This window comes from Rhodococcus sp. SG20037 (assembly GCF_031763325.1).
Classification (GTDB): Bacteria; Actinomycetota; Actinomycetes; order Mycobacteriales; family Mycobacteriaceae; genus Rhodococcus_F; species Rhodococcus_F qingshengii.
The window spans coordinates 5,945,314-5,959,562 of the sequence record NZ_CP134497.1; the positions used below are offsets into that span (position 1 = coordinate 5,945,314).

The following is a 14,249-nucleotide window of genomic DNA, read 5'->3' on the forward strand; positions in this document are numbered from 1 at the left end:
ACGGGTGAGTGCTTTCCGTTCTGCAGTTGCGTGCCTACAGCTTCGCGCTGATGAGCGGCACGATATGTTCAGCCGCCCACATCGTTCCGATCGGGCCACCGCTCGTGATTGCCCACAGAACGTCGCCACCGTCGGCGGTGCGAGGAGGCAGAGCGACCCAACGACCGGAGGACACCACTCCCAGCGCTTGGAAGAGCTTCCCGCCGGTCAGCTTGTCGAAATCCTCCTCGCTTCCGGCGGCACTGCGGCCGATCAGCAGGAAGTCCGCATCGATGTTCTCGAGAAGTTCCTCGCCGACAGTGCTTTGGGTGACGAACTCCTGTGCACGCGGATTCTCGGCAAAACCGAGCTCACCCAAGAAAGTTGCCGGCGCCGAGCCGGGAGCTGAAAGGTACTGCAACCCGTTGCCGGTTCCGTAGAAGATCGCCCAGGTTGCAGTCAAGCCAGTGAGTTCAGGGTTCTCCTGACGCACCTTCGCAAAGTATTGATCATGGTCGGTCACGATCTTTTCGGCTGCCTTCGAGAGGTCGAGTGTCTCGCCGAGTACGCGGATCGATTCCTTCCACGGCACGAGCATCCGCGACTTCGTGTCGGGGCTCGTCACCACCGGTGCGATGGAGGACAAACGTTCGTAGTAATCGCCCATCGACAAACCACCCAGGCCGTCGGCCCAGCCGACGGCGACGATGAGGTCAGGTTCGCTCGCGGCGATCGCTTCGACGGGAAGTGTGCCGCCCATCGCGAACTCGAAGGTGTCGAGATCCTCTGCGCCGTAAGGCAGCAAGTACGACTGGGAAGCCGACTCCTTGACCATCGACGAGGAGAGAACGGGTTTGACGCCGAGCGCGAGGAGCATTTCCGTGTCGACGGCATTGGGGACGATTGCGGCAACCCGCTCCGGGCGCTTCTCGAGAATACTTGTACCATATGGCGATTCCAGGGTCAGCGGGTAAGTAGTCGTTCCTTCCGCAGCGGGAAGGGCGTTCCCCTCCGAACCGGGAGTGGACGCCGTTTTCGAGTTTTCGGCCGAGGCCGAGCACCCGGTTACGAGGAGCGCTGCGGCGAGCGCGGCCCCGATCAGTCCGATGATCCGTGATCGTCTGGTGCGCAGGACTGTCATTTCTGCCTTTCGGTGTTATCGAGCGCTTCGGTCTTACCGAGCGATGGAGCCGGGTCAGGAATCTGTGCGCACTGTGTCGCTGCGTTTCCAGTAGCCGGTGAAATCGATGTCGGTCTTCGCAATTCCTCGATCACGAATCAAATGACGCCGAAGCGAGCGAATCGTCGCCTGTTCGCCTGCAAGCCAAGCGAATACGCGTCCGTCAGGCCATTCGACTGCACTGACCGCGTCGAGCAACAAAGAATTAGTGCCGGGCTCCGCCCCCTCGCGTGGCAACCACGTGACACTCACCCCGGGCAACTCGCGCACCGATTGAATGTGAGCCGAGTCCGCAATTTCGACGAACACATGCCCCCTGGCATCGGCAGGCAATTCCTCGAGCAGACGTGCGATCGCAGGTAGCGCCGTCTCGTCACCGACGACGAGCAGATACTCGCAATCTTCCGGGAGTCCCTGCGATACAGAGGGACCCGCGATGTGCATTCGGTCGCCCGGGCCGGCGTCGCGCGCCCAGGTGGTAGCAACTCCACCGCCGTGAACGACGAAATCGACGTCGAGTTCACTTGTTCGCGGATCGTAACGGCGCACGGTGTACGCGCGGGCAAGTGGACGGCGTCCCGCTGCGAAAGTCACAGTGCCGTCGACTATCACCGGCAAGACCGGATCGGTTTCGCCAGGATAGGCGAACAACAATCGGAGGTCGTCGTCGAAGCCGGTGCTGACGAAGGCGGGCTCGGCAAAGCCATCGGCGTTTGTGAAGGTGTCGAGCTGCGCTCCGGTGAGCGTCACTCTCCGCATGCCCGGCGTCACGTCTGTCACCCGACGTACCTCGAGTTCACGCAAGGTGACTGAGTACGCCGTTGTCGGACGGGTGTTTCGGGGCACGGAAAGACTCCACGGAAGCGCACAGACGGGGGGGTTCGACCCACGCTCGATCACGGCGGAAGGGCCATTGAATAAAGCTAGCCTCCCCTAATCGGCTACGGTTATCCGTGCGTGCCGACTTCTTACACTCATCGGTGGCTGCGTGAGAAAGCATCTGAATCGGGAGGGCATACGTGGGACCACGGTTGGTGTTCTCCGCGGGCGAAGTCCCCGAGATCCCCGCGTCCCGACTCTCCTTGATCGCGAATGCACGTGAGCCACTGCTCTTCTGGGTACACACCGGACACGCGGAACTACAGATTGGCGACCGCACCCGCAGCGTGACCGCTGGGGCGGCAGCCTGGGTGCCCGCGGGAATCGCCTACAGCATCCGAGTCGACCCGGGAGCGGTCGCGTTTCCCATTCCGATGCCCGCTGCCGACCTGCCGCCCACGTTGAACCGGATCATCGATTTCGAGATCCCGGCAGCCTGGCAGGACTGGCTCGTCCACCAGTTCGCGCACAACTTGGGATTTCTGCGCGGTGGGGCGACTGTGGGGGCCGGACTACTCGAGCTTGTCGCGGGGGCCCATTCCAACGACGCCGACGCTTCGGTGTCGTACGCCCCACCGAATTTGCCACGCTCGGCCGAGACCCTCGAGATCGCTCGCACGCTTCTACGGACGCCAGCCGACGACACGGAGCTTTCCCAGTTCGCCCGGCAACTCAAGATCGGCGTCCGCACCCTGCAGCGCCGATTCACGGAGGAGACGGGGTTGCCTTTCGCGCGTTGGCGCACCTCGGCCCGGATCGCGGCAGCAATCGCATACCTGAACTCCGGCCGCGAAATCGGATGGACGGGTGGGCAGGTCGGATTCGCGACGCCCGCGGGATTCACCCGTGCCTTCCGTGAACACACCGGTGTGACACCCAGTGACTACACACGTGCAAACCAAGGCTCAGCGCCGATCCATGAGAACGAGACCTTGGCACAGAGCGTCGCACTCTTGTCCGAGGAAGGCGCCCACTCAGGCTCGGCGCCGATACCGCCGACGATTCCCGCAAGCGGAACGTGGGCCAGGGTCAACAACTTTCACGTCATCGTCTGGATCTACCGAGGCTCCGCCCGGGTCACTTTCGGCGACCGAACCTGGAATCTGAGGCGGGGCGACGCGATGTGGCTTCCCGCGGGAGTACGCAACAGCGTCGAGATCGCGGAGGGTTCGCTTCTACTTCCGCTCGGATCCCAGCCTGGCGACTCTCCCGTCACTGCACCGCCGCCACGAGTGCTGCACTTCGCGCGCGAAGCGGAGGCGTATCTGTTGCACACGGTCGTTGCGAATTACACCCTTCTGCGCCCCGAAATCCATGACCCAGCGAGGATCTCGAGGCTGATCCGAAACAGCGCGGCGACGCGGACACCCGGCGGCCGAACCGATCCTGTCGAAACGATCCTTACCGCACTCCGCGCGGACCCCACCGATTCGCGCACGCTGCCGGAGTGGAGCGCTCGACTCGGCGTCGACGAGGGCCTGCTCCACAAACGCTTCGTAGCGGCCACCGGCCAGAGCTTCCCGCGCTGGCGCGGTCAGTTGCGGATGACCCTCGCCCGCGCTTATCTCGAGGAGGGCTTCTCGGCCGGAGAGACCGCCCGTCGACTCGGCTACGCGCACGCGTCCGGATTCACCAAGGTCTTCATCGGTGCCCACGGCATGTCGCCCCGGGACTACCAGCGCCGCGGATGGCGGGGAACGGTCGAAGGACTCATCGACTCGTGACCTTCCGACGGATGAGTCCTTCGATCCGTCGTGTCGCCCGCCGAAACGGTCTCGAACTGGCACTACTTCCTTGACTAAATTTTCAGTCAAGGTTTACGCTCCATGCAAGCAGGACGCGGACCGGGCGCGCACGCACACAGCACAAGGAGTCACCGCAATGCAAAGACGTCGGTTCATTCAGGCAGCCGCCGCTGCGCTCAGTGGCCTCTTTTTGGCAGGTTGCGGCGATTCCGACTCAGCCTCGCGCGGGAGCGATGGCAGCAACGATCTTCGCGAGTGGGTGATGCCGGAAGAGGGGGATCCGCACAAGCGCACCTGGATGGCGTTCGGTGCCAGCGAAGCGATCTGGGGAGCAGCCCTCCTGCCCGAGGTCCAGCGCAACCTCGCGACGATCGCGCAGACCATCGCGCAGTTCGAGCCCGTCTCGATGCTTGTTCGTTCCGAGGAACTGGACTTGGCTCGCTCCCTCGTCGGCCCATCGGTCGAACTGATCGCCGCGCCTCTCGACGACCTCTGGATGCGCGACACCGGCCCTGTATTCGTGAAAGGCAACGGGACCAAAGCGGGTATCGATTTCAACTTCAACGGTTGGGGCGAGAAGCAGGATTTTGATCAGGACGGCCAGGTCGCAGCTTTCGTTGCCGCCCGCGCGGGAGTCGAATCATTGCCTACCGACCTGATCCTCGAAGGCGGCGGCATCGAGGTCGACGGCGAAGGCACAGCCATCATCACCGAAAGCTGTGTACTCAACAACAACCGCAACCCGGGATGGTCGAAGTCGGACGTCGAAGCCGAACTCGGCCCCCTGCTCGGTCTCGACAAGATCATCTGGCTACCGGGAATCGCCGGCAAGGACATCACGGACGGCCACACGGACTTCTACGCCCGTTTCGCACGCCCAGGTGTCGTGGTCGCAGGCCTCGACACAGACCCGGAGTCGTTCGACCACGACGTGACCGCACGTCACCTCGAGATTCTCCAGAACGCGACCGACGCACGGGGACGGAAGCTGGAAGTGGTGGTCCTCGAGGCGCCGGTCGCGATCAGGCCCGACTTCGAATCGGACGATTTCGCAGCCGGATATATCAACTTCTACGTATGCAATGGGGCGGTCATCGCACCCGAGTTCGGTGACCCCGAGGCCGACCAGGCCGCCAGAAGTGAATTGGAGCGCCTCTTCCCCGACCGCCGTGTCGTGCAGATCAACATCGACGCCATCGCCGCGGGTGGTGGCGGCATTCACTGCACCACCCAGCAGGAACCCGCGGACTAGAAACCTGTCCCGACCACCCTCGTAGAATTCGGACTCGTGTCGAACCGCCAAACGCAAATCTTGGAAGCAGCAGTCCGCGTCATTGCCCAACACGGCGTACGCGGGCTGAGGGTGGAGACGCTCGCTGCCGAGGCCGGAGTGTCGACGGCACTCATCTACTACCACTTCCAGAACCGTGCAGGTGTGCTGCGCCGGGCCCTCGATCACATCAACGATCGCGCCGCGCTGTACACCGAAAGTGCCTTCACGGAGACAGACCCTCGTGCGCAGCTCGAGCAGATGCTCCTGCTGGAGTTTCAGAATGCCCCGAAGATTCGAGAGAACAGCATCGCCTGGGGTGAACTCCGAGCAAGCGCAGTCTTCGCCGACGAACTGCGCGAACCGCTACGCACCACGACGCAAGAGTGGGCAGACGACGTCGAATCTTTGATCCGCCAAGCGCGGGACGCCGGACTCGCTGACCCGAAGGCAAGCCCGGCCGACGCCGCCGAGCGACTCACCGCCCTGGTCGAGGGTTTGAGTGAGCGCTGGCTGAGCGGCTCGATCCCCATCGAACGAGCCAGAGAACTGCTCACCGGCGCGATCAGTGTGGAGATCGATCCGAGCTAGCCTCTACCGCTCGCCGACGCCCTTCGATTCCGGAGACAGAGCCGGGAACCAGATGTCGGTCAGAACTTCGGCGGCCTGAATCCGCGTCACATCGATTGTCCCCTGCACGGCCCAGCGTGTGAAGAATCGCTCCAACTGACTCACGAGCAGTTCGACGCGCAACCGTGCCTCGTCGTGCTGTTCCTCCGGCCAACGGCCCAGGTACTTGGGCATGGCATTCGGTAGTTGGGTCATACCGTCTCGCGCTGTCTCGCGGAACTCCGGTTCGAGTGCCACGGCCTCGTCCCAGGCCGGCAGCAGGCGTTTGTTCTCGTCGAACCAGTCGAAGGCACGCTCCAGCCAAGCCGTGAATTCCACGCGAGAGTTCGTGTCGAGAACCCGATCGAGATCGATGTAGAAAGCGAACGCACTCGCCGCCATCCCGGCCGCGCCGATCGTCTTGAGCATCTCCACCTTGCTGGCGAAATGCACGTAGAACGTGGCTCGACTGCATCCGACGACCGAGGCGATGTCGTCGACCGTGACAGCCGCGTATCCCCGTTCCTCGAACAGAGTGCGTGCGGCGTCCACGAGTTTGGCCCGCGTCGCGCGTTTCTGCTCGTCGCGAAGTGTTCCCCGCCTGTTCTTCGGGCCGTCCGTAGTCGTGCTCACGTCGCCCACCTTGCTCGCATTTCAACCTCCTGGCAAATCACCGACTCGCCGTCACCAAAAAACATTGCGTCATTCATTGACACAACGTCAGCGAATGGCGCACTATGACTCAAGTCACTTCTCGGGCTTCGATTCTTCTTCTCGCACGCCCGAGACAGAACAGAAAGCGATGGCGAATGAGCCCCTCCCCCTTGCCGAGCGTGTGCATCATCGGCGCCGGGCCTACCGGAATCACGACGGCCAAGCGAATGAAGGAATTCGGAATACCCTTCGACTGCTACGAAGCGTCCGACGAGGTCGGCGGAAACTGGTACTACAAGAATCCCAACGGGATGTCGGCCTGCTACCAGAGCCTGCACATCGACACGTCGAAGTGGCGCTTGGCATTCGAGGACTTCCCGGTCTCCGCTGACCTTCCCGACTTCCCGCACCACTCCGAACTCTTCCAGTACTTCAAGGACTACGTCGAGCACTTCGGACTGCGTGAGTCGATCATCTTCAACACCAGTGTTGTTGCAGCAGAACGTGATACAGACGGGCTGTGGACCATCACGCGCTCGGACGGCGAAGTTCGCACCTACGACGTCCTGATGGTCTGCAACGGACATCATTGGGATCCCAACATCCCGGACTACCCAGGTGAGTTCGACGGGGTCCTCATGCACAGCCACAGCTACAACGACCCGTTCGACCCGGTCGACATGCGCGGCAAAAAGGTAGTCGTGGTCGGAATGGGCAACTCCGGCTTGGATATTGCCTCCGAACTGGGCCAGAGATACCTCGCCGACAAGCTCATCGTGTCGGCTCGCCGTGGAGTCTGGGTACTGCCGAAATATCTCGGCGGTGTACCCGGCGACAAACTGATCACCCCGCCCTGGATGCCGCGTGGTCTACGACTGTTCCTGAGTCGTCGATTCCTCGGCAAGAATCTGGGAACGATGGAAGGCTACGGTCTGCCGAAGCCGGACCACCGCCCCTTCGAGGCCCACCCCTCGGCCAGCGGCGAGTTCCTCGGACGCGCCGGCTCAGGCGACATAACCTTCAAGCCTGCCATCACCAAACTCGACGGAAAGCAGGTTCACTTCGCGGACGGCACCGCCGAGGACGTCGACGTGGTCATCTGCGCCACCGGCTACAACATCAGCTTCCCCTTCTTCAGCGATCCGAATCTGCTGCCGGACAAAGACAACCGATTCCCACTGTTCAAACGAATGATGAAGCCCGGCATCGACAACCTCTTCTTCATGGGACTGGCGCAGCCCATGCCGACACTCGTCAACTTCGCCGAGCAGCAGAGCAAACTCGTCGCGGCCTACCTGACCGGCAAATACCAACTGCCGTCTGCGAACGAGATGCAGGAGATCACCAAAGCCGACGAGGCGTACTTCCTCGCCCCCTATTACAAGTCGCCGCGGCACACCATCCAGCTCGAGTTCGATCCCTACGTCCGCAACATGAACAAGGAAATCGCCAAGGGCACCAAGCGTGCTGCGGCCTCCGGAAACAAGCTACCTGTTGCCGCGCGTGCAGCAGCACACGAACTCGAGAAGGCGGATCGCGCATGAGTCTGGTGAACGGTCACTGCGACAACGAGTTCGACGCCGTCCGAGCGGCTTTCGAGACTCAACTCGAATCCGGTGAAGAACTCGGCGGCTCCGTTGCCATCACCGTCGACGGAGAATCCGTGGTCGATCTCTGGGGCGGGTACGCCGACGAATCCCGTACCACTCCATGGGGCAGCGACACCATCGTCAACACGTTCTCCATCACCAAGACCATGACGGCCCTGTGTGCGCTCCTGCTGGTCGAACGCGGCCAATTGGACGTGTACCAGAAAGTTGCTCACTACTGGCCCGAATTTGCGGCAAACGGTAAGGAAGACATCGAAGTTCGCCACCTCCTGTCGCATACGTCTGGCGTCTCCGGTTGGGAGCGCCCGATCGAACTGACGGACATCTACGACCTCGAGGCGTCCACCGCTCGCCTCGCTACCCAGAAGCCTTGGTGGACCCCGGGTACGGCGTCGGGCTATCACGCGATCAACTACGGCCATCTCGTCGGTGAGGTCATTCGTCGCATCGACGGGCGAACTCTCGGCAGGTTCTTTGCCGAAGAGCTTTCCGGTCCACTGGGAGCCGACTTCCATATCGGCACGTCCGCAGAGCATTTCGGTCGAATCGCCACCATGGTTCCGCCGCCCGCGTTGGAGTTCGACCTGTCCACGCTCGACCAGGACAGCATCTTCATCAAGACCCTGACCTGCCCACTGCTCGACTACCCCGAGGTCAACACCGCACCCTGGCGGGAAGCCGAGATCGGCGCAGTCAACGGCCACGGCAACGCACGTTCTATCGCTCGGGTCCAATCCCTGATCTCGAACGGTGGTGTGCTCGACGGCCGGAAGCTGCTCTCGCAGAGCACCATCGACCTGATTTTCGAGATCCAAGCCGACGGTATCGATCTCGGGATCATGACACCACTCAAGTTCGGCATCGGCTACGGACTGCCACATCCGGTTACCGCGCCACTGATTCCCGACGGACGCGCCTGCTGGTGGGCAGGTATCGGCGGCTCGATGCTGGTCAACGATCTGGACCGACGGATGACCTTCGCCTACGTCATGAACAAGATGGCACCGGGTCTGATCGGATCCGACCGCAGCAACGCGTACCTGAGCGCCGCATACAACTCCGAGGTCAGCGAGGTCAGCTCATGAAGGCAGCCCAGCTCATGGGGCCCGGGCTCCTGGAAATCAACGACGTGCCGGTCCCGGAGATCGGCCCGTCGGAACTACTGATTCGGGTGGGCGCAGCGGGAATCTGCCACTCCGATCTCCATCTCCTGCACTTTCCGTACAAGATGCGCGAAGAACCGCTGACTATCGGCCACGAAATTGCCGGCACGATCGAAGCCGTCGGGAGTGGCGTCGACGGCCGTTCCGTCGGAGAGCGTGGCGTCGTCTACCTCTGTTGGTCATGTGGACAGTGCCGAGAATGCATGAGCGGCAACGAGAATATGTGCCTCGCCGCTGGACGCACCGCGATGCCGCCCTGCCCCGGGCTTGGTCCCGAAGGCGGGATGGCCGAGTACGTCAAGATCCCGGCTCGCTCATTCGTACCCATCGGAGACCTCGACTTCCTGCAGGCCGCACCTCTCGCCGATGCGGCACTGACGAGCTACCACGCCATTCGCGGTGCCCGCGAACATCTCCAGCCCGGTACCACCGCCGTCGTGATCGGCGTCGGCGGACTCGGTCACGTTGCAGTACAGATACTTCGCGCAATCAGTGCCGTGCGCATCATCGCCGTCGATGTCGGACAGGATCAACTCGATCTCGCCAAACGTTGCGGCGCCGACATCACGCTCGAATCGGGACCGGACACCGCGCAGCACATCCTCGACCTCACGTCGGCCAGAGGCGCAGAAGTCATCTTCGACTTCGTCGGTATCGACGCAACTGCACAGATGTCCGTTCAAGCGGTTGCGCCGAACGGCGCGTATCGAATGGTGGGCCTCGGAGGCGGAAACCCCGGAATCACTGCCGAAGCTGCCGGCGGACCGGGCTGGCCGTGGGGCGCATCGATCCGGAAGTCCTACGGCGGCACCAGAAACGACCTCGTCGATTCCATCGCCCTGGCACAGGCCGGTCTGGTAACGGTAGAAGTAGCCCGCTTCGACCTCGCTGATGCCCGCGACGCACTCGACCGTCTCGAACACGGCAAGGTCACCGGACGCGCAGTGCTCGTACCCTAATCTTCGAAAGGCACTTCACGTGACTACTTCCGCTGATACACAAGCATTCATCGCGTCCGTCATGGCTGGGCTGACCGGCCCCGGTGGTCCTTTCGAGATGCAAGTCGAGGATGTACTGGGCAGTTCGATGCCCGTCATGAAGAACCGTGACAAGGCACTCGGCGACGTGCTCGCTGCATCCTTCGACTACGGATCACGCGACTACCTGGTGACCAAGGACCGACGCTTCAGCTACCTCGAGCACGGCGAGGCCGTAGCAGCATTGGCGACGGCGCTGCGCGAGCGGTACGGCGTCCGCAAGGGTGATCGGGTCGGCATACTTGCTGCCAATACGCCGGAATGGGTGATGACCTTCTGGGCGGCTCAGTCCCTCGGTGCCATCGCCGTCGGATTCAACTCGTGGTGGGTGGCCCGCGAGGTGGCGTACGGCATCGATCACACCACCCCCACAGTGGTGATCGCCGACGCCAAACGCGCGCAGATTCTTTCCGAACTGAACACCGATGTTCCCGTACTCACGATGGAAGAAGATCTACCTACCTTGATGGAGAAGTATTCGGGATCGACACTGCCCCGTACTTCCGTCAACGAGGACGATCCGGCCGTCATCCTGTACACGAGCGGAACCAGCGGCCGCCCCAAGGGGGCTGTTCACAGTCACCGAAACGTGTTGGCCGTCATCGACTACCACCGCTACAGCGATCGCCTCGCTGCGGCGTTCACCGGCAAACCCAGCGACGGCCGACCGAGTGACTTGCGGTATCTGCTGACCGCGCCGCTGTTTCACATTGCAAGCCTGCATAACCTGGCGATCCCACGACTCGCGACGGGCGGAGCGGTGGTCATCCATCAGGGCGCCTTCGACGTCGACGAAGTCCTTTCCCTCGTCGAACGCGAGAAGGTCACAAACTGGGCGGTGGTCCCCACCATGGCAACCCGTCTCCTCGAGTACGGCAGTCTCGAGAAGTACGACCTGACCTCACTGAGCGCCTTTGCGCTCGCGTCTGCGCCGTCATCTCCGGCCTTGCAGGACCGACTGCGCGCACGCCTGCCTTTTGCGCAGCACACCTTGGTCGACAGCTACGGGCTCACCGAATCCTCCACCGGCATTTCAGTTGCCACACCACCGGAACTTGCCGCGTTCCCCGGAACTCTCGGCCGGCCGATCATCGGGGTGAGCGTGGAGGTGCGCGACCCCTTCGGTGTTGCAGTCCCCGACGGCGAGGAAGGTGAGATCTGTGCGCGCAGCGCCTATGTGATGTTGGGGTACTGGAACGACGAGACCGCGACTGCAGCCGCTATCGGTCCTGATCGATGGCTCCGAACCGGCGACTTCGGAGTGTTCGAGGACGGCCGGCTCCGCCTGACGGGTCGCCGATCCGACCTGATCCTGCGCGGCGGCGAGAACGTCTATCCTCTCGAAATCGAGCAGACCATCGACGAGCATCCCGCCGTACTCGAATGCGCTGTGATCGGCATTGATTCGGCAGACCTCGGCCAAGAAGTTGCAGCCGTCGTCGTTTTGCGGAGTGAGGGAGCCGCCGGCGAAGAAGAACTACGCGACTATGTCGCCGAACGACTGGCTTACTTCAAGGTGCCGGTGAAGTGGAAACTGAGCACAACTCCTCTGCCCCGCAACGCAACCGGAAAAACGATACGTGCAAAGGTGGTTCTCTCATGACCTACGACGCCGTGATCAACAACGGTCTGTGGTTCGACGGCACCGGGGCCAAACCAGCTGTCCGCAATCTGGGTATCCGCGATGGGTTGGTTACTGCCATCTCCCTCGATCCACTCGACGAAACCGACTGTCCCCGTGTAATCGACGCGAGGCGCAAGTGGGTGATCCCGGGCATCGTGGACATCCACACTCACTACGACGTCGAGATCCTCGAAGGCCCGGCGCTGAGCGAATCTCTCAGACACGGGGTCACGTCGATCTTTGTCGGATCGTGTTCCCTGTCCACCATTCACGCCAGCCCCTCCGACGCGGGTGATCTCTTCGGCAGAGTAGAGGCAATTCCGCGTAAGCACGTCGTCGACGCACTCAACCGTGCCAAGACCTGGAACTCTGCGAGCGAGTATGTTGCTGCACTAGAGGCGCTTCCGCTAGGTCCCAACATTGCAGCCTTCATCGGACACTCCGATATGCGGGCCGCCGAGATGGGACTGGATCGTGCTACCAGGAAGGACGTCCATCCCACAGACGCCGAACTCGCGTCGATGGAAGCACAGTTGACCGAAGCTCTCGACGCAGGATTCGTCGGGATGTCCAGTCAGCAATTGTTGTTCGACAAACTCGACGGCGAGACCTGCCGCTCACGCACGCTGCCGTCGACGTATGCAACCACGAAAGAACGACGCCGACTCAATGCGATCCTGCGCCGTCGGGGACGGGTATTTCAGGCCGGACCTGACCTCTCCAACCCGATGAGTACCGGAGCGATGGCGTTCTCCAGCGCGGGTATCTGGCGTAAGCGACTCAAGACGAGCATGCTTTCGGCGGCCGACATCAAGTCCAACAAGTTGGCCGTGGTGATACTCGGCCCACTGGCACACTTGGTCAATCGACTCGGCGGCGACCTGCGCTGGCAGCACCTGCCAGTTCCCTTCGAGGTATATGCCGACGGCATCGACCTGGTTGTCTTCGAGGAGTTCGGATCTGGCGCTGCAGCACTGCATCTGACCGACGAGATGGAACGCAACGTCCTCATGCAGAGCGAGGATTACCGTCGACAATTCCGCAAGGACTACGACCAGAAGTTCGGTGTCAAAGTTTGGCATCGCGATTTCTTCGACGCCGAGATCGTGTCCTGCCCCGACGAATCCCTGGTCGGCAAGAGCTTCGGGCAGGTCGGCGTCGAACGTGGCGGCCTCCACCCTGTCGATGCATTCCTGGATCTGGTCCTCGAACACGGCACGAAAGTGCGTTGGCGCACAACCATCTCGAACCACCGGCCGGAGGTTCTGGACAAGTTCGCCCAGGACAATGGCGTCCAACTCGGGTTCTCCGACGCCGGAGCGCATTTGCGCAACATGGCGTTCTACAACTTCGGCTTACGCCTACTACGACGTGTCTACGATGCCCAAAAGGTCGGCCGTCCGTTCATGACCGTCGAGGCAGCGGTGCATCGTCTCACCGGTGAACTCGCCGAGTGGTACGACGTCGATGCCGGGCACCTTCGATTAGGTGATCGCGCCGACCTGGTTGTGATCGATCCCGCTCATCTCGACGATTCGCTCGACACTTATGCGGAAAGCCCGGTTGTGGAGTACGACAACCTCTCCCGCATGGTCAATCGCAACGACCAGACCGTCACCGCAGTGTTCGTCGGCGGCGAGTACGTCTTCGGCGACGGAGAAGCAGCACCCGTTCTCGGCAACCGCCGAACCGGAAAGTTCTTGAAAGCAGGTGCCCATTAACACGTCCAGATTTGCCGGGAAAACAGCAGTCGTCACTGGAGCAGCATCAGGTATCGGTGCAGCCATCGCACTAAGGCTTATCGACGAAGGCGCACAGGTAGCTGGAATCGACATCGCTGCAGAGGGTTTGAAAGAGATAGCCTCCCAGCAGGGCGGGGCTTTCCTCGCCGTTCCCACTGACGTCACCAAGGAATCCGATGTTGCCGAGGCCCTTGCCGCGGCGGCGGCGGAATTCGGCGGTATCGATCTGGCTTTCAACGTTGCCGGTGCGTCGAGGGTGGGGCAGATCGTCGACCTCGACGAGGCCGACTGGGACTTCACCATCGACCTGGTGCAGAAGGGCGTCTTCCTCTGCACCAAACATGAAGCGCGGCATATCCGAGAGCATGGTCGCGGTGGTGCGATAGTCAACGTGTCCTCATTGAACGCGCACGTGCCGAGCCCCTACGGGAGCGCATACGCGACAGGCAAAGCCGGAGTCGAGATGTTCAGCAAGAATGCCGCGATCGAACTGGCTGCGTCGGGAATCCGGGTCAACGCAGTTCTGCCCGGCTTGGTCGACACGCCACTGGTCGCGCCGGTCATGAACTACGAACCCGCCCGCGACATGTTTCTCAGCCGAATCCCCATGTCCCGAGCGGCAACTCCCGACGAGATCGCGGGCCCCTGCCTCTATCTCGCCAGTGACGACGCCTCGTACATCACCGGAACCAGTCTGGTCGTCGACGGCGGCTGGGAGGTCTCGAACTACCCGGATCTGACGACGCTGGGCAACTAG

General features: G+C 62.1%; 12 protein-coding genes. 9 read left to right on the top strand and 3 right to left on the bottom strand.

Features of this window, described 5'->3' with window-relative positions; translation table 11 throughout:
* Nucleotides 1-34: 34 nt before the first annotated feature.
* Both RHP72_RS27485 and RHP72_RS27490 read right to left on the bottom strand, forming a co-directional pair.
* Nucleotides 35-1,120, bottom strand: a complete 1,086-nt coding sequence (locus RHP72_RS27485; RefSeq protein WP_311094073.1) for an ABC transporter substrate-binding protein — start codon at nucleotides 1,118-1,120, stop codon at nucleotides 35-37.
* 54 nt (nucleotides 1,121-1,174) lie between these two features.
* Nucleotides 1,175-2,005, bottom strand: coding sequence for a siderophore-interacting protein (locus tag RHP72_RS27490; RefSeq protein ID WP_042451620.1), 831 nt, complete (start codon nucleotides 2,003-2,005; stop codon nucleotides 1,175-1,177).
* A 173-nt stretch (nucleotides 2,006-2,178) separates the two neighbouring features.
* Between RHP72_RS27490 and RHP72_RS27495 the strand changes: the two genes are divergently transcribed.
* The 3 genes from RHP72_RS27495 to RHP72_RS27505 all read left to right on the top strand — a co-directional run bounded on the left by RHP72_RS27495 (nucleotide 2,179) and on the right by RHP72_RS27505 (nucleotide 5,644).
* On the top strand, nucleotides 2,179-3,762 hold the full coding sequence (locus tag RHP72_RS27495; protein WP_311094074.1) for a helix-turn-helix domain-containing protein: 1,584 nt from the start codon (nucleotides 2,179-2,181) through the stop codon (nucleotides 3,760-3,762).
* Between the two features lie 157 nt (nucleotides 3,763-3,919).
* A complete protein-coding gene (locus tag RHP72_RS27500) occupies nucleotides 3,920-5,035 on the top strand; it encodes an agmatine/peptidylarginine deiminase (RefSeq protein ID WP_285181624.1) in 1,116 nt (371 codons plus the stop codon).
* A 36-nt stretch (nucleotides 5,036-5,071) separates the two neighbouring features.
* Nucleotides 5,072-5,644, top strand: coding sequence for a TetR/AcrR family transcriptional regulator (locus RHP72_RS27505; protein WP_083056270.1), 573 nt, complete (start codon nucleotides 5,072-5,074; stop codon nucleotides 5,642-5,644).
* Nucleotides 5,645-5,647: 3 nt separating this feature from the next.
* Here the strand turns inward: RHP72_RS27505 and RHP72_RS27510 are convergent, their stop codons facing one another.
* A complete protein-coding gene (locus RHP72_RS27510) occupies nucleotides 5,648-6,304 on the bottom strand; it encodes a TetR/AcrR family transcriptional regulator (RefSeq protein WP_058038401.1) in 657 nt (218 codons plus the stop codon).
* 167 nt (nucleotides 6,305-6,471) lie between these two features.
* Between RHP72_RS27510 and RHP72_RS27515 the strand changes: the two genes are divergently transcribed.
* Genes RHP72_RS27515 through RHP72_RS27540 form a run of 6 tightly spaced genes read left to right on the top strand, consistent with a single transcriptional unit; the run spans nucleotide 6,472 to nucleotide 14,249 of the window.
* Complete coding sequence (locus RHP72_RS27515) at nucleotides 6,472-7,860, top strand: NAD(P)/FAD-dependent oxidoreductase (RefSeq protein WP_007730290.1); 1,389 nt, start codon at nucleotides 6,472-6,474, stop codon at nucleotides 7,858-7,860.
* Nucleotides 7,857-9,011 carry a serine hydrolase domain-containing protein gene (locus RHP72_RS27520; RefSeq protein ID WP_311094077.1) on the top strand — a complete coding sequence of 385 codons (1,155 nt, stop codon included), beginning with the start codon at nucleotides 7,857-7,859 and terminating at the stop codon, nucleotides 9,009-9,011. Before RHP72_RS27515 ends, RHP72_RS27520 begins: the two co-directional genes overlap by 4 nt.
* On the top strand, nucleotides 9,008-10,048 hold the full coding sequence (locus RHP72_RS27525) for an NAD(P)-dependent alcohol dehydrogenase (RefSeq protein WP_081558604.1): 1,041 nt from the start codon (nucleotides 9,008-9,010) through the stop codon (nucleotides 10,046-10,048). Before RHP72_RS27520 ends, RHP72_RS27525 begins: the two co-directional genes overlap by 4 nt.
* 19 nt (nucleotides 10,049-10,067) lie before the next feature.
* Nucleotides 10,068-11,729: a class I adenylate-forming enzyme family protein gene (locus tag RHP72_RS27530; RefSeq protein WP_007730286.1), complete on the top strand. Its 1,662-nt coding sequence runs from the start codon at nucleotides 10,068-10,070 to the stop codon at nucleotides 11,727-11,729.
* Nucleotides 11,726-13,471, top strand: a complete 1,746-nt coding sequence (locus RHP72_RS27535) for an amidohydrolase family protein (RefSeq protein ID WP_215516170.1) — start codon at nucleotides 11,726-11,728, stop codon at nucleotides 13,469-13,471. Before RHP72_RS27530 ends, RHP72_RS27535 begins: the two co-directional genes overlap by 4 nt.
* The gene (locus tag RHP72_RS27540; RefSeq protein ID WP_054188276.1) at nucleotides 13,461-14,249 is read left to right on the top strand and encodes an SDR family NAD(P)-dependent oxidoreductase; all 789 of its coding nucleotides are present in this window, start codon (nucleotides 13,461-13,463) and stop codon (nucleotides 14,247-14,249) included. The genes RHP72_RS27535 and RHP72_RS27540 overlap by 11 nt, the downstream gene beginning before the upstream one ends.

What these genes read in the sequence shown, in the direction of transcription:
- RHP72_RS27485 (WP_311094073.1), bottom strand. Translation starts at nt 1,120, where the DNA reads ATGACAGTCCTGCGCACCAGACGATCACGGATCATCGGACTGATCGGG.
- RHP72_RS27500 (WP_285181624.1), top strand. Translation starts at nt 3,920, where the DNA reads ATGCAAAGACGTCGGTTCATTCAGGCAGCCGCCGCTGCGCTCAGTGGC.
- RHP72_RS27515 (WP_007730290.1), top strand. Translation starts at nt 6,472, where the DNA reads ATGAGCCCCTCCCCCTTGCCGAGCGTGTGCATCATCGGCGCCGGGCCT.
- RHP72_RS27520 (WP_311094077.1), top strand. Translation starts at nt 7,857, where the DNA reads ATGAGTCTGGTGAACGGTCACTGCGACAACGAGTTCGACGCCGTCCGA.
- RHP72_RS27525 (WP_081558604.1), top strand. Translation starts at nt 9,008, where the DNA reads ATGAAGGCAGCCCAGCTCATGGGGCCCGGGCTCCTGGAAATCAACGAC.
- RHP72_RS27535 (WP_215516170.1), top strand. Translation starts at nt 11,726, where the DNA reads ATGACCTACGACGCCGTGATCAACAACGGTCTGTGGTTCGACGGCACC.